At 58.9% G+C, this 20461-nt stretch carries 13 protein-coding genes, 1 tRNA gene and 1 pseudogene; 5 read left to right on the top strand and 10 right to left on the bottom strand.

Going from position 1 to position 20461, the window contains the following annotated elements:
* Positions 1–144: 144 nt before the first annotated feature.
* The 3 genes from M5G20_RS04160 to M5G20_RS04150 all read right to left on the bottom strand — a co-directional run bounded on the left by M5G20_RS04160 (position 145) and on the right by M5G20_RS04150 (position 3594).
* Positions 145–864: a 3'-5' exonuclease gene (locus M5G20_RS04160; protein ID WP_273918028.1), complete on the bottom strand. Its 720-nt coding sequence runs from the start codon at positions 862–864 to the stop codon at positions 145–147.
* On the bottom strand, positions 861–2741 hold the full coding sequence (locus M5G20_RS04155; protein WP_273918027.1) for a DUF294 nucleotidyltransferase-like domain-containing protein: 1881 nt from the start codon (positions 2739–2741) through the stop codon (positions 861–863). The genes M5G20_RS04160 and M5G20_RS04155 overlap by 4 nt, the downstream gene beginning before the upstream one ends.
* A gap of 190 nt (positions 2742–2931) precedes the next feature.
* The gene (locus M5G20_RS04150) at positions 2932–3594 is read right to left on the bottom strand and encodes a dTMP kinase (RefSeq protein ID WP_273918077.1); all 663 of its coding nucleotides are present in this window, start codon (positions 3592–3594) and stop codon (positions 2932–2934) included.
* A gap of 379 nt (positions 3595–3973) precedes the next feature.
* Between M5G20_RS04150 and M5G20_RS04145 the strand changes: the two genes are divergently transcribed.
* Together M5G20_RS04145 and M5G20_RS04140 are read left to right on the top strand one after the other, a co-directional pair.
* A complete protein-coding gene (locus M5G20_RS04145; RefSeq protein WP_273918026.1) occupies positions 3974–6379 on the top strand; it encodes a glucose/quinate/shikimate family membrane-bound PQQ-dependent dehydrogenase in 2406 nt (801 codons plus the stop codon).
* 103 nt (positions 6380–6482) lie between these two features.
* Positions 6483–7781: a carbohydrate porin gene (locus M5G20_RS04140; RefSeq protein ID WP_273918025.1), complete on the top strand. Its 1299-nt coding sequence runs from the start codon at positions 6483–6485 to the stop codon at positions 7779–7781.
* Positions 7782–7896: 115 nt separating this feature from the next.
* Here the strand turns inward: M5G20_RS04140 and M5G20_RS04135 are convergent.
* Positions 7897–10022: pseudogene (locus M5G20_RS04135) on the bottom strand (TonB-dependent siderophore receptor).
* 300 nt (positions 10023–10322) lie between these two features.
* Here M5G20_RS04135 and M5G20_RS04130 point away from each other — a divergent pair.
* Entirely contained in the window at positions 10323–11582 is a 1260-nt protein-coding gene (locus M5G20_RS04130; protein ID WP_443218279.1) for an OprD family porin, read from the top strand.
* Positions 11583–11666: 84 nt separating this feature from the next.
* A complete protein-coding gene (locus M5G20_RS04125; protein WP_273918023.1) occupies positions 11667–12497 on the top strand; it encodes an alpha/beta fold hydrolase in 831 nt (276 codons plus the stop codon).
* Between the two features lie 59 nt (positions 12498–12556).
* Here the strand turns inward: M5G20_RS04125 and M5G20_RS04120 are convergent, their stop codons facing one another.
* Positions 12557–14002 carry a mechanosensitive ion channel domain-containing protein gene (locus M5G20_RS04120; protein ID WP_273918022.1) on the bottom strand — a complete coding sequence of 482 codons (1446 nt, stop codon included), beginning with the start codon at positions 14000–14002 and terminating at the stop codon, positions 12557–12559.
* A 169-nt stretch (positions 14003–14171) separates the two neighbouring features.
* Between M5G20_RS04120 and M5G20_RS04115 the strand changes: the two genes are divergently transcribed.
* Positions 14172–14819: an MliC family protein gene (locus tag M5G20_RS04115; RefSeq protein ID WP_273918021.1), complete on the top strand. Its 648-nt coding sequence runs from the start codon at positions 14172–14174 to the stop codon at positions 14817–14819.
* 35 nt (positions 14820–14854) lie between these two features.
* Here M5G20_RS04115 and M5G20_RS04110 read toward each other — a convergent pair whose 3' ends face one another.
* The 5 genes from M5G20_RS04110 to fdhE form a co-directional block, all read right to left on the bottom strand.
* Positions 14855–15937 (bottom strand): AI-2E family transporter, encoded by a 1083-nt coding sequence (locus M5G20_RS04110; protein WP_273918020.1) that lies wholly within the window; start codon positions 15935–15937, stop codon positions 14855–14857.
* Positions 15938–16046: 109 nt separating this feature from the next.
* Positions 16047–16142, bottom strand: a tRNA-Sec gene (locus M5G20_RS04105).
* A 6-nt stretch (positions 16143–16148) separates the two neighbouring features.
* Complete coding sequence (selB, locus tag M5G20_RS04100; protein WP_273918019.1) at positions 16149–18056, bottom strand: selenocysteine-specific translation elongation factor; 1908 nt, start codon at positions 18054–18056, stop codon at positions 16149–16151.
* Positions 18053–19483, bottom strand: a complete 1431-nt coding sequence (gene selA / locus M5G20_RS04095) for an L-seryl-tRNA(Sec) selenium transferase (protein WP_273918018.1) — start codon at positions 19481–19483, stop codon at positions 18053–18055. Before selA ends, selB begins: the two co-directional genes overlap by 4 nt.
* A 51-nt stretch (positions 19484–19534) precedes the next feature.
* Complete coding sequence (fdhE, locus tag M5G20_RS04090) at positions 19535–20461, bottom strand: formate dehydrogenase accessory protein FdhE (protein WP_273918017.1); 927 nt, start codon at positions 20459–20461, stop codon at positions 19535–19537.

The following is a 20461-nucleotide window of genomic DNA, read 5'->3' as shown; positions in this document are numbered from 1 at the left end:
CCAGGCATCCCGTAATCTTTACATAACCCGCCAGGTACGCGCTGGCGGGTTAAACCTCGAAAAGAGAACGTCAGAATTTTTCAAGAAACATTAAATTTTTGATGACGAATATCAGCCCTGCCAAATGCCCCGAGTGCTGGGCCGTCAGTCCCATAGCGCACCAATAGGTGACGCTGATGAATAATGGGTAGCTATCTGCGCTTGTAGCAGTTCCGCGGTCGCGAGGGCATCGGTTAACGCATGATGCCCTTGATAGGCTGGAAGGTTATAGCGCGTGCGACTGTCGGCCAATCGTATCGAGGTCTTCGGACGGCGCATGAGCCTGGCAACCCAACCTTGCTTTTGCCGATGCATCCTGGCTTCCAATTGCATCGTGTCTACGACCGGAAACCTCAGGCCTTCTCCGAGGTGCCTGCGCAGTGCTGCATCAAGGAACTCACGCTCGATATTGCGGTAATGGACGACCATCACTTTGCCGGCCATGGCCTGCAGAAGTGGCTCCAGTACTTCCGGGAGCGAGGGAGCATTCAAAATCTCAGCGTGGGTAATGTGGTGAAAGGTGACTGACTTTTCACTCAGTTCTGATGATGGGTTTAGCACCCAATACGCCGCCTTGCTACAGAAGATGCGCTTTAACGTGAACGGCACCAAACCAATGCTGACAATACTGTGAGTCTGGGCATTGAGCCCGGTTGTCTCTACATCCATCGCAAGAAACTGCACGCTTTCAATCAGAGTGTCTGGTGAGACGACGCCCGCCTGATAAAACGTTCTCAAGCAAGAATTAGCCGACTTCTGCGCCAATTCCCGGAATACGAATGGCCAGTTCGCCGGGTCAGCCGGCTCCACCTTAGCGCCATTCATTTTGAGGTGCGGCCCTTTGGCGGGTAACGGAAGCGCAAAAAATTCTGGCCGTTACTCAAGACCTGGAAAGCCTCTTTGAGGTTGTGCCGCTCGCTATTGGAGAAGCGTTCAGGCTCGATATAGTTATTGGGCGTTTCTCCCTGCTCCAGCGCCTCTACCTGATGCCGAATTCGCACCATGGAGAGGAACTCCAGCGCATAGCGCAGGTGCTTCAGTGCTTCGGGCGGCATGATATTAGCGCTAGTGATTGCATCGATACGATCAAACGAGTTCTGCGCCGTACTGCCGCAAGCAAGAGCATGGATACGAATAAGGTCGGTGAGCGGTGCGGTACCGCGACCTTTCAGATTGATGATTCTTTTCTGCTGGCCATCTGTCTCAACGACAAAGGTACGAAAAAATCCCAGGGGCGGTGTCCGGTTGAGCGCGATCCTCGCCATGGCATTGAGGAATCCTGGATGTAAACTGGATTTGTGAGCAGATAGAACTTTGAGTTCTTGCACTAACGAGAGCTGGCCAAATACGCCATCCAGATCGAAAAAGATGCAACTGTTAAGCAAGGTTGTCGGCTTTGGTTTTTCGATCCACTGTTCAAAATAGCCCCGCCAAACCCTCAAAGGCTGGCGCCATTGATCGTTGGTAGCCATGACTCCGCCCTTACAGTAGCTGTATCCACACGCGGCCAGGCCATCGCTGACAAAGGTTGCCAAACTACGAAAATATGCGTCATGCAAGGAAGGATCGAATCGATCATCCAGCACTAAGGCGTTATCTTGATCGCTTACCAGCAGTTGCTCATCGCGCGCCATGGAGCCTAGAACCATGAAGCAGTAAGGTACGGGAGGTGGGCCCAGTTTTTCTTCTGCAAGTTCCAGCAGACGCTGCGTGAAAGCTCTGCCGATACCTGAAATAGCGCTACCGATCATGTGCGCGGTCGCGCCATCCCTCACCATCCGGATGTACGTTCCACGCAGGTCTCGTAAGAGCGACTTTAGACCGTCGACCGAGGTCTGGTTAGATATTCTGTTGACCAGGTACAAGCTACTGTGGGATTCGTACCGAATAATATCTGAGAGGTTGATTACGCCAATCGGGCGCCCATGATGGAGAACGGGCAAGTGATGGATGTTGCGGCGCAGCATGACTAGCATCGCTTCAAAACCCGAGTCATCAGCATTTATGCTGACAGGATCTGTCGTCATGATGTCGCTGATGAGCGTTTTGTCGGCGTTCTTCCCGGCAGCGACGACCCGGGTGCGAAGATCTCTGTCGGTCACAATCCCCTGGGTGTCTCCTGCCTGCAGCCCCGATGGCGACATGACCACGACACAAGCAACGCGTTGCTCAGTCATCAGCCTTGCAGCCTCGCCAACGGTAGTATCTGACGTCACCCACACCAAGGAGCGTGACAGCAAGGCTCGGCATTTGAGCTGGATCAATTCGCTCGCCCGCCCCTGCGCCTCGACTGCGGACTTGAGCCTGGAGTGCCCTTCCGCTTCAACGAAATCCGCAAAGGCTTCATGCTGTGCGCACAGTTCGGCGAATACGTCGGCGGGGATGTAGTAAATCAGACTGTCTTCAAGTGCTCTCGCAGGAAAACGAACTTTGTTGCTGCGCAAGAGCCCTGCCTGGCCAAAGATATCGCCTTCGACAAGCCGATTGTAAAGCTCGCCGCTGCGTCGATAAATCTCCACTGCGCCGCTGCGCACATAGTGCAGATCCTGGATAACGGCACCCGCTTCCAGGATGTCGCTACCGGCCTTGAAGTAACGCACATCAACTCGCCGAGCCATAGCATCTACCGACTCCCTGGGCAGTTGATCAAACGGGGAAAAACGATAGAGATGGTCGCTGATTTCCTGCATCTCGGCTTGCATGGAACCTCGGTATGCTGGAAGGAAAAAATCGCCAAAAGGCGTATGTTGAAAGTTGCTGTTCGCCCCAAAAGCCTATCAGATACTTTCTATCGAATTACAGGATTAAGGCAACTCAAGCCGAGTGGGCAGCAGCGGCCTTGGCAAAATACGGCCTCCATCCGCTCTTGACAGTGGACTGGAGGATTGGGGTCTATGGCAATCTCTCTGTATCTAGACCTGTGAAGCCTGACTCGCCTGCGTGGCATCGAAGGACCCTATAGATCTCCAAAACCACCTGCATCGTTGCGTCTTCGATCGTTCCTTCATTACGGCATAAAACCCAGCCGTTATCCGAAGTCGCTTGCTCGAACGCCCTGGTACAAGCGACATGTTCCTCCAGCTTGTGCATCACCGTGCTGCTTAGCCCACGCCGTCTTGCCGCTGCCCTCGCCCATGAAATTTCAGGGGCGGTAACCACCCCGACATGCAGGTCTGGCACTCGAACGTTTCGGCCGATGTTCAACTGTAGAATTTCTGCAAACGGGACTATCCGGCGAAACGCGGCATCGGACGGGTACCAGCGATCAATCAAAATGATGCTGCCGGGTGGCTGTTTAGGCAGCACGTGCCGGGAAATCCAGCTACGGCTATCAGCAAGGCGCTGACAAATCTGCAACTCCAGATCGCGGGTGGGATTTCTGACGAGTTTGTTTACCAGGGCCATTGTTTCACCCCTATGGGGATCGCTTTTTCTCTCGCATAGCCGGATCACCATGTTGTTGTCGGCCCTGAGTGCTTTCGTAACGGCCTCCAACAGTGTGGTTTTGCCAGCTCCCTTGGGCCCATCCAGAGATACAAACAACGGACGATTCATTTTCACATAACGATAGAGATACGGTTTTTTTGCCCTGTTCGTTCGCTGAAACCGCGTGGCGCGACTACGCGAATCGAGTGAAGGGAGCTTTTGAGCTGACATTGATCACCAGTCTACCCCGGTTTCTGGCTAACGAGTCTCAACGTCCAGGGCTGGATCCCGCAGTACTACTCGATCCATACCTGTCACAAATCCGCTGATCCCTGACATAAAAAAGCTTTTTGCTAACGTTTCAATGATCGCGCAAATCCCTAAGGCGCGCTGGTCTTCGCTCAGGCGCGAAATTGAGCCACGAACTACGCTTGAATCAGAATTTATGATTTAACTAGGTAGTTAGCTATCTATATAATGCACCCATCATTTCAACGGGACATTTAACGTGAAGCAGAGTCAACGCCTCTCGGGCATATCAAAATTCATTCTGGTCGGGCTGGGCGTGATCATCGCCCTCCTCGGCCTGGCACTGGCTGCAGGTGGCGTGAAGTTGGTCAGCCTGGGAGGGTCGTGGTACTTCCTGGCAGGTGGACTGGTGATGACCATTTCCGGTCTGTTGATCGCTCGCTTCAAAACGGCCGGCGCCTGGTTGTTCGCTGCGTTTTTGGTGGGCACGGCAATCTGGGCTGTGAGTGATGCCGGGCTGGTTTTCTGGCCGGTCTTCTCGCGCCTGTTCATGTTCAGCGTCGTTGGCCTGGCGGTCACGCTTGTGTACCCGTTGCTCAAGCGTGCCGATGGTGGCATCCCGGGGCGTGGCGCTTATGGCATCGCTGCTGTGTTGGCGATTGCGCTGGCGGTGGCCGCTGGCAACATGTTTGTTGCGCACCCGACTGTCGCCGCCACGGGCACTGGCCCGGGTCTGACGCCCGTCGAGCCAGCCAACGCGCAAAAGGACTGGGCTCACTACGGTAATACCGAGGGCGGTAGCCGCTTTGCTGCGCTGGATCAGATCAACCGCAACAACGTCGACAAGTTGAAGGTCGCGTGGACCTACCACACCGGTGACGTCGCCGAGAGCGATGGCAATGGCGCCGAAGACCAGCTTACCCCGCTGCAGGTCGGCAACAAGGTGTTCATCTGCACCCCGCACAACAACCTGATCGCACTGGATGCCGACACCGGCAAGGAGCTCTGGAAAAACGCGATCAACGCCAAGTCAAAAGTCTGGCAGCGTTGCCGTGGCCTGGCCTATTTCGATGCCACCAAGGCAATCGCTCAACCAGGCAACTCGAGCATCATCGAAGCCAAACCTGCCCCGGCTGCCAACTGCCAGCGCCGACTGCTGACCAATACCATCGATGCTCGCCTGATCGCGGTCGATGCCGACACCGGCGAGTTCTGCCAGGGGTTCGGCAACAACGGCCAGGTTGACCTGAAGGCAGGCCTGGGTGATGTTCCGGACAGCTATTATCAGTTGTCTTCCGCCCCGCTGATGGCGGGCACCACTGTGGTGGTTGGCGGTCGCGTGGCCGACAACGTGCAGACCGACATGCCGGGCGGCGTGATCCGTGGGTTTGATGTGATCACCGGCGCCATGCGTTGGGCTTTCGACCCCGGCAACCCGCAGGATCGCAATGCACCGGCCGACGGCAGCACTTATGCGCGCAGCACGCCGAACAGCTGGGCGCCGATGTCCTACGACCCGGCGACCAACACCGTGTTCCTGCCGATGGGCAGTTCGTCCACCGACATCTATGGTGTTGAACGCAGCAAGCTCGATCACACCTACGGCGCCTCGATCCTGGCGCTGGACGCCACCAGCGGTGAAGAGCGCTGGGTGTTCCAGACCGTTCACAACGACCTCTGGGACTTCGACCTGCCGATGCAGCCGAGCCTGATCGACTTCACCAAGGACGGCAAAACCGTACCGGCGCTGGTCATCGGCACCAAGGCCGGGCAAATCTACGTGCTCGATCGTGCCACCGGCAAACCGCTGACCGACGTTAAAGAAGTGCCGGTCAAAGCCGCAAACATCCCCAACGAACCGTACTCGCCAACCCAGCCGAAATCGGTGGGCATGCCGCAGATCGGTGCGCAGCATCTGACCGAATCCGACATGTGGGGTGCAACGCCGTACGACCAGCTGTTGTGCCGTATCGATTTCAAATCGATGCGTTATGACGGTCTGTACACCGCGCCGGGTACCGATAAGTCGTTGAGTTTCCCGGGGTCGCTGGGCGGCATGAACTGGGGCAGCATCTCCACGGACCCGGTGCACGGTTTCATCTTCGTCAACGACATGCGTCTGGGTCTGTGGATTCAGATGATCCCGTCGCAGAACAAAGGCCAGGCCACTTCCGGTGGCGAAGCATTGAACACTGGCATGGGCGCCGTTCCACTCAAGGGCACGCCTTACGCCGTGAACAAAAACCGCTTCCTGTCGGTAGCCGGCATTCCTTGTCAGGCACCACCGTTCGGCACATTGACCGCCATCGACATGAAGACGCAGAAAGTCGCCTGGCAGGTTCCGGTCGGCACCGTTGAAGACACCGGTCCCCTGGGTATCCGCATGCACCTGCCGATCAAGATTGGTCTGCCGACCCTCGGCGGCACCCTGTCCACTCAGGGTGGCTTGATCTTCATTGCCGGTACCCAGGACTTCTACCTGCGCGCCTTCAACAGCGGCAACGGTGAAGAGGTATGGAAAGCTCGCCTGCCAGTGGGCAGTCAGGGTGGCCCGATGACCTACGTCTCACCGAAGACCGGCAAGCAGTACATCGTCGTCACCGCCGGTGGTGCGCGCCAGTCGACCGATCGCGGCGACTACGTCATGGCTTACGCCTTGCCGTAAGCCGCGGTGCCCGCCTCGCTGGCGGGCATTCTCTCTGAGCGCGGCACCTGCGGGTGCCGCGCTGCTTTGCGAAATCATTCAAGATTCCATCAGGACGATTCACATGTTTTTGGCTGTCCGCTTTTCTCATGCAGGCTGGCTTAACGGCTTGCTATTGGGCCTGACCTGCAGCACCACCCTTCCCGCCTTCGCCGATACCGACTCGAATCTATTGACCCGCAATACGCTGACCGGTGATTGGGGTGGCCTGCGCCACCAGATGGATCAGGACGGCATCAAATTCACCGGCGATTACAGCGGCGAAACCGCCTACAACGCCGATGGCGGGCTCCATCGTTCGGCCCGCTACTCGCAGAACATCAAGCTCGGCGCGCAGTTCGACCTGAGCAAACTCTATGGCGTGGATAACGCCGGCAAGATTCAGCTGACCATCAACGACCGACGCGGCAATAGCGCCTCCGAGGATCTGGTCGGCAACCGTTTGCCCATCCAGGAAAACTACGGCGGTCTCTACACTCGCCTGACTGAACTGAGTTATGAGCGCAGCCTGCTCACCCCGGCGCTCAACGTGAAGCTCGGTTACATGGCCATGGGCAACGACCTCGGTGGCCTGGACAGTGGCATTCTCTGCAACTTCATGAACGCCGGTTTCTGCGGCCACCCGCTGAACATGTCCGGCGGGAGTGGCTGGACCAACTACCCTAACGCCCACCTGGGCGTACGCGTGAAGTACGACCTGTCGTCGTCCTGGCAGCTGCGTGTGGCGGCCTTCAATGTCGATCCTGAAAGCAACGGCAATTCCAGCCGTGCCTGGCATCTGGGTCCGAAACATACGACCGGCACCGTGGTGCCGATCGAACTGGTGTACAAGCACGCGGGTGAGTTACCCGGCGAGTACAAGGTTGGCTACTACTACGACAGTTCCGACGTGAAACGTATCGGCAGCGATAAAGAAGTGTCCGGCCGCGGCGGTCATTACCTGCTGATTGATCAGGCCGTGTGGAGCTCGCAATCCTCCGAGGGCCGCAGTCTACATGCCTTCGGCCAATACTCGGCAGCCAGCGAAGCGGCTTCACCGTTCAGCAAGTGGTACGGCACCGGGGTGGTTCTGTACAAACCGTTTGAAGGTCGCCCGCGTGACACCGTTGCTCTGGGTTATGGCCGGGCCGTGCCCAATCCGCGCAGCCGGGATGTGCAGCAGGACGCCGCGCTCGCCAATGGCACAACGCTCCCGAATCTGGACAGTGCCGAACAACTGATCGAGCTTGGCTACGGCTACCAGGCCACGCCGTGGCTGACGTTGCGCCCGAATGTGCAATACATCATCGAACCCGGCGCGTTTTCCGGGCAAGACATCGACAATGCGCTGGTGCTCGGTTTGCAGGTGAAAGCCGCGCTCTGAACGCTCGATCAGGGAGCCGCAAAAAACAGAAAAACCGGTGCAAGACCGGTTTTTTTGTTCGGTTATTCAGCCCACTCCGCCCCATGACACCTACCGCAAAGGCCGTGGCAGGGCCTTATAAGGTGTAAGAAATACCGACTTGAACTGTTCTCGGCTCACCGGGGTAAGCGTAGACATTGCCAAAGGCACCTTCCTCATAGTCACGGTCGAACACGTTCTTCACATCCAGATTAAGCCTGACCTTGTCGTTTATTTTGTAGAAGCCGAGCAAATCGACGACGGTATAGCTATCCATCGAAAACGCCGTGTCAGCCGTCTGGCCTGCACGCTCATCGACGTACTTGCCGCCGACACCCAATCCCAGTCCTTTCAGATTGCCATCCTGGAATTCGTAAACGTTGAGCAAGCTGAAGCTGTTCTTCGGAATGTTCATCAATCGGGTGCCCGACTGGATCACGTTGTCTTGGGTGACCTCGGCGTCGACATACGCGTAGCCACCAATCACCCGCCACTGCGGGGTCAGATTACCTGCCACGTTCAAATCAAAGCCACGGCTACGGACCTCGCCAGCGGCCACGCTGAAGGTCGAATCCACGGGGTCGGTGGTCAGGACGTTGCGTTTCTCAATCTGGTAGATCGCCGCGTCAACACTCAACTGGCTATCCAGCGCTTCCCATTTGATCCCCATTTCATAAGACTTGCCCTCTTCCGGATCAAAGCCACCACCCTCTCGGCTGGCTCCGGTATTGGGTTTGAAGGAACGCGCTGTATCGGCATAGACCGCCACGGTATTGGTCAGGTCATAAACCACTCCGAGTCGCGGCGTCACCGCATTGTCGCTCGCCTCCCAGCTTCGACCACCCGGTACAAAGGTTTGGTAGTCATGCTCGAAACGCTCGAAGCGGGCGCCCGCCAGGACTTTCAGGCGCCCAGTCAACGCCACCTGATCCTGGACGAAGGCCGCGTAGGTCTTGAGGTTTTCCTTGTCGTGGGTTGGCGTGCGGGTCAGGGCTGGACGAGGCTGGCCATAGACCGGGTTGAAGATATCAATCGGGTAGGCACTGACCGCGCCACTGGAACGCTGGATGATCGACTTGTAGTCGTAATCTTCGTATTCGACACCGGTCAACAAGGTGTGATCAAAACCACCGATGGAGAAATGCCCCGTGAGGTTCAGTTGAGTGTCCTTGTCCGTCCACTCAAGCTTCCTGTAGTTAAAGTTGCGGCCCAACGTGTGTCCGTCGGCGGCGATCCCGTTGGCCTCTACGGCATTACCTTCAAGGGTGCCATCGAGCCATTGGAAACCACCACCCAAGGTCCAGTTATCGCTCAGCAGATGCTCGAAACGTAACTGCGCCATGTTGTTGTCGTTGTGCAATTTGCCAACGTCTTTTTCACCGAAGAACGTGTCACGCGACGCGGTGCCAATCTGATTCGGATAGCGCGTCACGCCACGATCCAGCGGGTGATTATTGCGCATGAAATCGCCCTCGAAGATCACCTTGGTGTCGTCGTTGGCCTGCCAGGAAATGACCGGCGTCACACCATAGCGTTCGGTTTCAACATGATCGCGGAAGGTGTCACCGCCCTCACCCACCACATTCAGGCGATAGGCCAGGCGACCTTCTTCATCCAGCGGGCCGGAGGCATCCAGCGTGCCCCGCTTCATGCCCTGGTCATCGAGCTGGCTGCCCAGCGTAACCGTGGGCACGGCCAGAGGTTGCTTGGAGATGACGTTGAATGTGCCACCCGATCACCCCGGCCATAGAGCATGGTCGCCGGCCCTCGCAGCACTTCGAGCCGCTCGATGGTGTTTGCATCAGGCATGTTCGGATAACCGCGATTGATCGGAAATCCGTTGCGATAGAACTCGCCGGTGGTAAATCCACGCACTGTGAACGTGGTCAGGCCCTGGCCGCCAAAGTTGTTGGCCCGCCCCACCCCGCCAGTGTAGTCGAGCGCGTCCTGTAAACGGGTGGCACTGATGTCCTCCACGACATCCTTGGGCACCACCGTGATCGATTGGGGTGTTTCATGGATCGAGGTGTCGGTACGGGTCGCACTGGCCGAACGCGTCGCCCGATAACCATCCACCGGCCCCAACGCTGTTTCAAAGTCCGCAGTACCCACGATGTCGGTCGCTTGCAACTCCAGACTGGCTTTATCGGTTGTCACCTGCTCCGCCCAAGAAGCCGCGGAAAACGCCTGAAGCACACAGACAGAGACCAAAGTACGACGCATCGAAGAAACCTTGTGAAAAGAGCCAAATAGGACGGCATACGTGCCAATAAATTGCGGCGCATGGTATACCACCTCATCAGCTTTTGATACTTATTCGCATTCGTATGTACGTTCGCGGACAAACGCCCAAAAAAACAGCACGTCTGCTCAATTCTTGATTTATACAAGGCGCGACCATTTCTCTGACTACCGGGAGAGGATTGCCATGCAAACGATGAATGACACGGCGGGCAACAAGTGACTGTTCGAAGCGTGACTTGTTGCCTGCTTTTGTCCATCTGCGCCCGCAGCGGAACAGCCTTGGCCTCCGACACCACTGAAACCTCGCCAGGGTTTCGGGACGGCTCGTCATTTGAAGTGCTCAGCCGAAACTTCTATCTCAACAATGACTTTCGAACCCCCTCGCCTTCAGGCAAGAACTACACCCGGGAATGGGCCCAGGGTTTCATCAGCTCATTTGAATCCGGTTTTACCGGCGGCACCGTTGGAATCGGAATTGATGCCCATGCATTCGTGGGGTTGAAACTGGACGGAGGAAAGGGTCATTCCGGGACGGGACTGCTGCCCCTCGATCAGGAGGGGCGAAGCGAAAACGATTATTCCAGCGCAGGTGGCGCCCTGAAGTTACGTACCTCCCGCACCACCTTGGCGTTCGGCGAAATGATGGTGGAAACGCCAGTGTTCGATACCGCGGACAAACGCCTGCAGCCCGAGTACGCCACTGGCTTTCTAGTGGATAGCCGTGAAAGCAATGACGTGCATTGGCTCGCGGGCCACTTCACCGCCTTCAAGAATCAGAACGCTTCGACCAGCAAAGGCAACTTCTCCGGCTACGGTGTCAGTACCGAAACCGGGAGTATCGATTTCATCGGCGCCAATCTTTTTGAAGAGCGCCCGGTGGGAGGCGCCCTTTACGCTTCACAACTGAGCGACACATGGCGCCAGTACTACGCCAACCTGCACATCAAGCAGTCCGGGTTGTTTGTGGACAGCAACGTTTATCACACCACCGATTATGGCGATGCCGTGGCCGGGGCCATCGATAATACGGCCTACAGCCTGGCCGGCAAGTACACCGCCGGGGCTCATGCCTTCACCCTCGCCTATCAAAAGATCAACGGTGACACGCCGTTTGACTTTGTGGGTGGCGACTCCATTTACCTGGCCAACTCAATCAAGTACGCCGACTTCAATGGCCCGCATGAGCGTTCCTGGCAGGTGCGCTATGACTTTGACCTGAGCAGCCTCGGCGCGCCCGGGTTGAAATTCATGACCCGCTACGTCACCGGGCGCGGTATCGACGGAACCCACGCACCTCAAGGTGGCGGCTATAACCCTTTCGATGAAGCACTGGGACAGTACGTGCCCCAACAAGGCGATGGAGGGCGCCATTGGGAGCGCGATATCGATCTACGCTACGTTGTGCAGTCGGGGGCGGCCAAGGACTTGTCCCTCCAACTCTCCCATGTGACACATCGGGCAAACAGCGCTCAAGGCGGTGATGACATCGACAGGATCTACATCGTGATCGAATACCCGATCAAGTTTGGGCCGTTTTAACCACCTGACTCGCCAACATTTCCTTGCGGAATGTTGGCTGCCGCGCAAAACAAAGCTCAACCACCAACAGCAGGGAATGACACCATGACCTCGATCACAACAAAAGACGGCACCGAGATCTTTTACAAAGACTGGGGCCCAAAAGATGCGACCCCGATCATGTTTCACCACGGCTGGCCACTCAGTGCCGATGACTGGGACAGCCAGATGATGTTTTTCCTGGAAAAAGGCTATCGCGTCATTGCTCACGACCGTCGCGGTCACGGGCGCTCGACGCAGGCGTGGACAGGTAATGACATGGACACTTACGCCGCCGATGTCGCCGAGCTGACCGATGCACTGGACCTTAAAGGTGCGATTCATGTCGGCCACTCCACCGGTGGCGGCGAAGTGGCTCGCTATGTCGCCCGCGCCAAGCCGGGTCGTGTGGCCAAAGCGGTGCTTGTCAGTGCCGTGCCTCCGATCATGGTCAAGTCGGATAAGAACCCAGGGGGACTCGGCATCGAGGTCTTCGATGGACTTCGCAAGGCATTGCTTGAAAACCGCGCGCAGTTCTATCTGGACGTTCCAACCGGCCCGTTCTACGGTTTCAATCGTCCAGGCGCCCAGGTCTCGCAAGGCACTATCGAGAACTGGTGGCGCCAGGGCATGATGGGCGGCGCCAAAGCCCAATATGACTGTATCAAGGTGTTTTCCGAAACAGACTTCACCGAGGACTTGAAGAGCATCGAAGTTCCGACGCTGGTCATGCACGGTGATGATGACCAGATCGTGCCATACGCGGACTCTGCACCTCTATCCGTCAAGTTGTTGAAGAACGGTACCCTGAAAACGTACGCCGGTTTTCCACACGGCATGCCGACGACGAATGCTGCTGAAATCAATGCTGATATCCTGGCGTTTGTACGCGGCTGACCTTCGGCAAAAGGGGCCGCGAAGGCCCCTGTTTTCTCAGGTCACAAGACCGTTGCCAATCAAACCCGTCGACGCAACCACTGCAAAAAGCCCCTCTTCTCAGTTGCCTTCGGCTCTTCCTGAGTCATCGTGTGCGCAATCTGCAAACGGAAATCCAGCAACGCTTTCATCGCTTCACTGATGTCATGGCGGGCTTCCACACACGGCCTGAAGAATTCCTTTTCGATCCGGTACAGATTGCAGAATGTCAGCGCGGCGAACTCCGCCGGTAACGCCGTGCCCGAGACGATGCCGCCTTCGCCAATCACCTCGCCCGGTCCCATGCGCCCGGCTTCGAACTTCACGCCGGCACGGCTCAGGGCCACCGTCACCACCCCTGACTCGATAATGTACAGGTGCTCGCTGACCTGGCCGGCGGGCAAAATCACTTCACCCGGCTGGAAGATCTGCCGGGTCATGGCCTGGCTGACTTCATCCTTTTCCTCCTCGCTCAAGGTCGCCGCGAAAATGCTCGCGTTATCCAGCAACCCCCGCGCTTTTGACTGCACGGGGGGCAAACTCGATTCAACGGTCGACAACCAGTTGATACCGGCCGCCTGCAAATGCCGATACGCCAGATCGTAGAGCTGGTTGCGCACCGAGCGTTTCTGATCCATCGACACCACGAAACCGCTGACCTCGTATTCCACACCGTTGCCGCCGGTGCTTTTGATCGTCACTTTGGGGGCCGGTTTGGTCAGCAGGATGCGGCACCCCTGGGCGGCCCGTTCAAGGGCATCGAACACCCGGTTCGGGCGCACCAGGGGGCTAATGAGCAAGCTGATCGAGACCCCGAACATGTCGCTGGGCCGACTGAAGTTGGTGATCTTGGCCTTGGCCGCCATTGAATTGGGGATCACGATCATGTTGCCCTGGGAGGTCTGCAGGAACGTTGCGCGCCAATCGATATCGGTCACCCGGCCTTCGGTGCCGTCGATCGCGATCCAGTCATCGATTTGATAGGGCTTGGTGGTATTGAGGACGATCCCGGAAAACACATCGCTGAGGGTACTTTGCAGGGCCAGACCGACAATGATTGCCAAGGCGCCGGAAGTCGCCAGCACGCCCTTGACCGGCAGATTGAGCACATAGGCCAGGGCGGCGATCACCGCGACCAGGAAAATCACCGCGCCGAGCAGGTCCTGGAGCAAACGCCCGGTGTGCCCGACCCGGTACATCATGACCGCGCCGATTATCACCGTGAGGGTACGTGCGCCGAACAGCCACCACATAATCTGCAGCACCGTGGTCGCAAACTGCAGCGTTGTGTCACTGACCGGGGGGCCCGGCTCCCACGGGCTCAGGCCTTGGTGGAACAACAGCGCGCTGTAAAACGAAAAAATGACCACCCGCGCCAGCACTTTCCAGTTGTAGCGGTGGGAGGCGACCACTCGCCACATCACCATGTCGATAAGGATCAAGACCAGGCCGCCCATTAACGGGCTTTCAGTGAACAAGGACAACATCAGGTATCTCCCGCTCGGGCCAGTGATCACTGCTCTGTGGCGGACCTGGATCCGCCCATTCAGGATAGCCCTTTCCAGCCACCCAGCCGTCAGCCGACGTGGCAAGTTCTGAACACTGACTTACACTGCGATACACCCGAGGCACTCCGGTGATCTGTGTGACGCCAACATGAAAACGGTCATGGCCTGTTTCACCTCTTTATTCGCTGCCAGCGCCTGCCTGGTGACGGTCCCTTGCGCGCACGCGGCGTCCTTCACCACCAGCTACGACTGCACCCGGGCAACAGCGACTGTGGAAAAGCTGATCTGTCGCGACTCGCAACTGGCACAAATGGATATCGAGCTGATGCGCCTTTATCGCCTGGCGCTGACGGATGAACACTCTGTCCCGCGTCCGGATAAAGTGTTGATCGACCAACAGTTCTGGATGGATGCCCGTAACCAGTGTGCCTCCGGGCCTGATCCCCGAGGCTGCACGATCAGCAGTTATGCCAGGCGCGCGCACCAGTTGCGCCAAGGCTCGGCCATTGTCAGGACCAAAGACCCGTACAGACTCACCGAAGGCCCCCTGGCATTTCGCTGCACTGGGTTGAATGCTCTGATTGCCGCGACGTTCTTCACCACGCAACCGGGTGTGGTTTACCTGGCCTGGGCGAATAGCTCGATCACGCTGAACCAGGTGCCGAGTGATGTCGGTACGCAATACATCGGCAAGGATGCACTGGGACGCTACAGCTTCCGGCAAGACGGCGATGCCGTCCTGTTCCAGAAGCCCGGCTCGGGAATGCTCGACTGCGTGGCTGAACCGACGGGCTGAAGTTCAGGCCGTACGGCTCAGCCAACGCACGTCGGTCACGTTGCGGATGTTGGTGAATCCTGTACCCACTGCCAGAACAGTTGATAACCGACCGCCAGTATCACCGGGCCAATGAACAGACCAATGATGCCGCTGGTGACCATGCCGCCCAGGGCGCCAATCAACACCACCGGCATCGGCACGTCGACACCACGCCCCAGCAGCAATGGCTTGAGCACGTTGTCCACCAGACCGGCAACGAACACGTAAATGGCAAACACAATAGTGGCGGTGCTGGGGCCTTCGGTGGCGAAGACATAGGCAATTACCGGCACGGTAATCAGCGTCGCCGGTAATTGCATGATGCCCAGCAACAGCACCGCCAGTGCCAGCAGGCCTGCGCCGGGAACGCCCTTCAGGACAAAGCCGAGCCCGACCAGGAGCATTTGAATGAAGGCGATACCCACGACGCCGAGCGCTACCGCACGGATGGTTGCGGTGCACAAGGCCGCCATGCCTGGGCCTCTGTCCGGCCCGCTGATCCGCGAGGCAATCTGTACCGAAGCACGGCTGCCGGCCTCACCGTAGGCCATGAAAATCCCGGCGATGATCAGCGAAAAGATAAAGGTCAGGAAACCCATGCCGACACCGGCCAGTTTGCCCAGCAAGCCGAGGCTGAAACCTTTGATTTGCGGGATGTATTTGGCTGTGAGCCCGGGAAGATCGGTGGCCGCCTGTTGCCACAGTGCATACACCTTGTCACCTATCAGCGGCCATTGCGCCACAGACTCCGCCGGCGCCGGAATTCGCACGCCCTCCTCCTTGACGACGCTCATCGCACCTTCCACGGAATCGGCAATCGACGTGCCCAACAGGTAGATCGGCACCATCAGGATGATGATCGCCACCAGCACGATCACCGTCGCAATGCGGCCGTCCTTTTGCCCCAACGGGCCTCTGAGTCGCTGTTGCAGCGGATACAACGTGATCGCCAGGATCACCGACCACAGCATCAAGTCACGGAACGGGCTGAATATCTCGAAACAGAACAACACCAGCACAACAATCAGTCCGGCGCGGATCAGCACATCCAGCAATCCGCGGGACAAGGCCTTCTCTGACAGCGGTAAAGGCACCATGGAAATCTCCTTACAGTGCACTGCGTAGGTAGGAAGTCGTTTTGCCCAGCATAGACGTACATCGGCAAACGTGAGGCTCGTGTAAGCGTCAATATTCAGCACAGGAAAATGGCGGAAGGTAGCCGGAGTCGAACCTGCCCGGGAACGGATGCCGTCCCCAACCGGGTTTGAAGCCCGGCCGCGCCACCGGGCGCGATTACCTTCCTTGAATTCAGTGCCCGGATTGCCGGGCGAAGGCGTTGTCCAGGCGTATCTGGCGGCGATCGCCAAAGCGCCTTGTCAGGCCGAGCCGGTCGAAGTATTCGAGAATCTGGATGCTGCGTTTGCGGCCCAGCCCCACGGCATCACGAAACGCCGAAACCTGTATCACCGGATTATCATCGGCCAGTTGCAACAGCATAGTCGCCAAACGCTGGATCGTTGCGTCGGTATAAAACAGGTCACGGACCACCTGATGCGCCAACCCCAGCCTGGCCATCTTGCGCAGCAACGAACGCACAGCCACCTCGTCGTGGCCTAGCTCGCGTACCCACGGCGGATCAAAGCCCGCCGCGTCGAACAGCGGTTGCAACTGCTGCCACAGCGCTTCATCTGCCTCGCTCAGGCGCACCTGGTGTTCTGGCAAATGCAGCCATGGCCCGCTGGCGGCAATCGCACCCTTGGTGAGTAGAGGGTCGAGCAGACTCATGAACGTTGAGCGTTCAAGAGTGCTCCCGGTGAAACGGCGCAAGCGATCGCGGTCCGGCCCCATTTGATCCGGTTCCAATTGGTGAAAGCGCGCCAGGTGCTGCAACAGTTCATCCTGCAACGTTTGCCATCGCAGGCTGCTGAACAACACCGGCGCCTGCCGGGTTTCGATCAGGCGCACGTCTTCAGGCAGTAACCAATCCGCTCGCGGGTGATTGAACTGGCGTTCCAGACGTTGCGGATCGAGCCCGGTTTCGCTGTTGCTCAGCAATGGCGCGAGCACCTCTTCCAGGCGATTGCTCGCCGCCAACGCCTGTAGCTGGGCCAATCGCTCCGGGCTGCGGCGATGTCGGCTGGGGGCGAACGGATCGAGGACGCGGCCACCGCCAAGGGTTCGTTGAGCACTCTGGTCGCGCAGGATCAGCGGATCATCCTTCACCGCCTGCACCGGTGAATTGAGCAGGATCTGCGCGAACATCCGCTCGCCCGGCGCCAGGGTCGGCCCCTCCAGCAGCGCCACGCGGCCGGTGACGTCTTGCGTACCGATGTGCACGTGAACCGGCTGAAAATGTTCAAACGCGCGTGGCTCATCGGGCATTAACTGAAAGTCGAAGTCCAGGCGTTGAGTCGGCGCGTACAGCCACTGTGCCGCGAGCCACTGACCTCGATGAATCTGCTCCAGCGCCAGGCGTTCACCGCTGAGGTTCAACGCGACACGCTGCCCGGCACTCGCGACTTCAGCAGCCTGGTTCTGTGCATGCAGGCCGCGCACGCGCACGGTTTTGCCCAGCGGGCCGAGGATCAGCGTATCGCCCACCGCAACCTGCCCGGACACGGCCGTGCCGGTGACCACGATACCGGCGCCAGCCACGCTGAATGCGCGATCGATAGAGAGCCGAAAACCACCTTCGAGACGGCGTTGTGCGACCTCGTTCTGAGCTTGCAGCAGCGCCTCACGCAAGGTGTCGACGCCCTGCCCGGTTACGCTCGACAGCGCAATCAATGGCGCAGCGGCGTAAGGCCCGGGTGCCAGCAATGCACTGACTTGCTCGCGCACGGCGTCCACCCGGGGTGGCTCGACCCGGTCGCACTTGGTGATCGCCACAACGGCATGAGCAATGCCCAGCAGTTCGACAATCGCCAGATGCTCTCGTGTCTGCGGCATCACGCCGTCATCGGCGGCCACCACCAGCAACACCAGATCAATGCCTTGCGCCCCGGCCAGCATGTTGTGGGTGAAGCGCTCGTGTCCCGGCACGTCGATGAAACCGGTCAGGGGCGCGCCTGGCTCCAGCTCGGCATAGAGATAGCCGAGGTCGATGGTCATACCGCGCTCGCGCTCTTCCCTTCGCCGATCACCCGCCTGGCCGGTCAAGGCCTGCAGCAACGCTGTCTTGCCGTGGTCGATGTGCCCCGCCGTGCCGACAATCACCCTGCCCGGCCCTCCACTTTCAATTGATCGAGCTGCGCCAGCCATGCCGGTTCGTCGTCGAGTTGCCGCAAGTCCAGCCACAGGGCGTCGTCATCGATGCGGCCAAGCACCGGAATCGGCAACCCTCGCAGTGCCGACTCCAGCGCCAGCAGCGATCGCCCCCGCAGGCGTTTGCTGGTGTTGGGGCGCAGGCACAACGCGGCGCTTGGCAATCGCGCCACCGGCTGGCTGCCACTGCCGATCATGCCCTGCGCCGGCAACGCGCTGACGCTCCAGCCTTCGCCCAATTGTCTGGCCAAGGTTGATTGCAGGCGTTGGGCCTGAGCAAGGATGTCGGCCTGTGGTCGGGTCAGCAGGCGCAGGCTGGGCAGACGCTCGGCCAGTCGGTCCGGATTGCGGTACAGGCCGAGCACCGCTTCAAGGGCGGCGAGGGTCAGCTTGTCGACGCGCAAGGCGCGTTTGAGCGGGTTCTTCTTGATTTTGCCGATCAATTCTTTGCGCCCGACAATCAACCCGGCTTGCGGACCGCCGAGCAATTTGTCACCGCTGAAGGTGACGATATCCGCGCCATCAAGCAGTGCCTGGTGCACCGTCGGCTCAGCGGGCAAACCCCAGCGCGTCAGGTCCAGCAGACTGCCGCTGCCGAGGTCTTCGAGCAGCGGCAAGCCGTGCTGATGTGCCAGTTGCGCCAGTTCGGCGGTCGGTACGCAGGTGGTGAAGCCTTGAATGCTGTAGTTGCTTGCGTGCACCCGCATGATCAAACCGCTGCGCGGGCCGATGGCGGCTTGGTAGTCGCGGGCATGGGTGCGGTTGGTGGTGCCGACTTCATGCAGTTTGACCCCGGCGCGGGCCATGATGTCGGGAATGCGAAAGGCTCCGCCGATTTCGATCAGCTCGCCACGGGAGATGATGCCTTCCTTGCGTGCACCCAGGCTGTTGAGGCTCAGCAGCACGGCGGCGGCATTGTTGTTGACCACGGTCACCGCTTCGGCGCCGGTCAGTTCGCGGATCAAGCCTTCGATCAGATCGTCGCGGTCACCGCGCTTGCCACTGTGCAGATCGAATTCCAGATTCAGCGGATAGCGTGCGGCCATTTGCACCGCCTCAATCGCCTCATCCGGCAATAACGCCCGCCCGAGGTTGGTGTGCAGCACCGTGCCGGTGAGGTTGAACACCCGGCGCACATGGCTGCGGTGTTGAACCTGCAGGCGTTCGCCCACACGACCCGCCAGCACTTCAGGGCTGACCTCAATCGCCTGGACCAAACCCTGTTGTACGGCTTCGCGCACCTCATCTAGCAACTGCCGCAACGTCGTCAGCAACGCGTCGCGCCCATAGCGCTCGGCCAAAGGCTGACACGCCGGATGACGCAACAGGCTGTCGATGGAAGGCAAACGCAGGTGGGGGCTGGCACCGCTGGCGGACATCTGGCACTCCTGAAATCGAAAGACCGTCGCGCCAGAGTGTAGACGCTGTGGTCATTCGTCTCCGGGAGCCAGCAACAGATTCGGCGCCAGACGCTGGTAGCCGTCCTGAGCCAGGCGCATGTCCAGCATCAGGCTACCGAGGTCCGCCGACAACGCTTCAGCGGCCGCATCGTTTTCCAGGTAGATCAATTTCAGATAGCTGTTGCAGCCGGGGCACACCTCGGCGCGCAGCGGTGCCTGATTGGCGGCGTGGCGATCGTCTTCCAGGCTCAGGTATTCCAGGCCTTTGCTCTGCTCGCAATACACACATTTAACCCGCACCACATGCCACTCGCAGGCGCACAACGAACAGACCAGATAGCGCAAACCGTTGTGTTTGCCGCGATTGCGGATCACCCCGGCCATGGCCGGCGAACCGCAACACGGGCACTGGCTGAGGCTGTCACCGGGTTTGAGTTGCAGGTTGGGCGTGCTCAACAGCCAATGGCTCCAGGCCGCTTGCAGGGCGGCGCCGAGGAACGGCACCAACGCCGCTGGCACCAGCGAATATTGGCCGCTGACCAGCGCCACCGCCCAGGCACGACGTTGGCCGGAGCTGGCTGCGCGCAACGTTGCCAACGCCTCGATCACGGCCGGTTGAGCGGGCGGCGCGTAACGCTGCAACAACGCGTCCAGATACGGTTGCCAGTCGTCCTCGCGGGCCAGACTGTCGGCGGCGAACGGTGGCAAGCCATGTTGCTGGCACAGTTCGATGCGCTGCATGTCCAGTGGTGCGCCTGCCGGCGGGTCATCCAGCAGCTGTTGCTGTGCCCGGCACAGGCCTGCGATCAAGCACAGGTAATCGGCCAACGGATGATCCACGGCCAGTAGCTCAAGGCGTTGTGCACGCAGGCTGAACAGATTAGGTGGCGGCAGGTACAGAAACGGCGGCGAACTGGCCGCCGCTTCGATTTGTCCGGGTTCAAGAATGGTTGGCAA

This window comes from Pseudomonas sp. TNT2022 ID1044 (genome assembly GCF_028656895.1).
In the GTDB taxonomy this organism is placed as follows: Bacteria; Pseudomonadota; Gammaproteobacteria; order Pseudomonadales; family Pseudomonadaceae; genus Aquipseudomonas; species Aquipseudomonas reinekei.
The sequence above is the reverse complement of the archived record's forward strand: the minus strand, read 5'-3'. Positions and strand labels throughout refer to the sequence as shown.

Coding starts and splice junctions, on each gene's coding strand:
- M5G20_RS04160 (WP_273918028.1), bottom strand. CDS start 864: ATGAATGGCGCTAAGGTGGAGCCGGCTGACCCGGCGAACTGGCCATTC.
- M5G20_RS04155 (WP_273918027.1), bottom strand. CDS start 2,741: ATGCAAGCCGAGATGCAGGAAATCAGCGACCATCTCTATCGTTTTTCC.
- M5G20_RS04150 (WP_273918077.1), bottom strand. CDS start 3,594: ATGAATCGTCCGTTGTTTGTATCTCTGGATGGGCCCAAGGGAGCTGGC.
- M5G20_RS04140 (WP_273918025.1), top strand. CDS start 6,483: ATGTTTTTGGCTGTCCGCTTTTCTCATGCAGGCTGGCTTAACGGCTTG.
- M5G20_RS04125 (WP_273918023.1), top strand. CDS start 11,667: ATGACCTCGATCACAACAAAAGACGGCACCGAGATCTTTTACAAAGAC.
- M5G20_RS04120 (WP_273918022.1), bottom strand. CDS start 14,002: ATGTTGTCCTTGTTCACTGAAAGCCCGTTAATGGGCGGCCTGGTCTTG.
- M5G20_RS04115 (WP_273918021.1), top strand. CDS start 14,172: ATGAAAACGGTCATGGCCTGTTTCACCTCTTTATTCGCTGCCAGCGCC.
- M5G20_RS04110 (WP_273918020.1), bottom strand. CDS start 15,937: ATGGTGCCTTTACCGCTGTCAGAGAAGGCCTTGTCCCGCGGATTGCTG.
- selA (WP_273918018.1), bottom strand. CDS start 19,483: ATGTCCGCCAGCGGTGCCAGCCCCCACCTGCGTTTGCCTTCCATCGAC.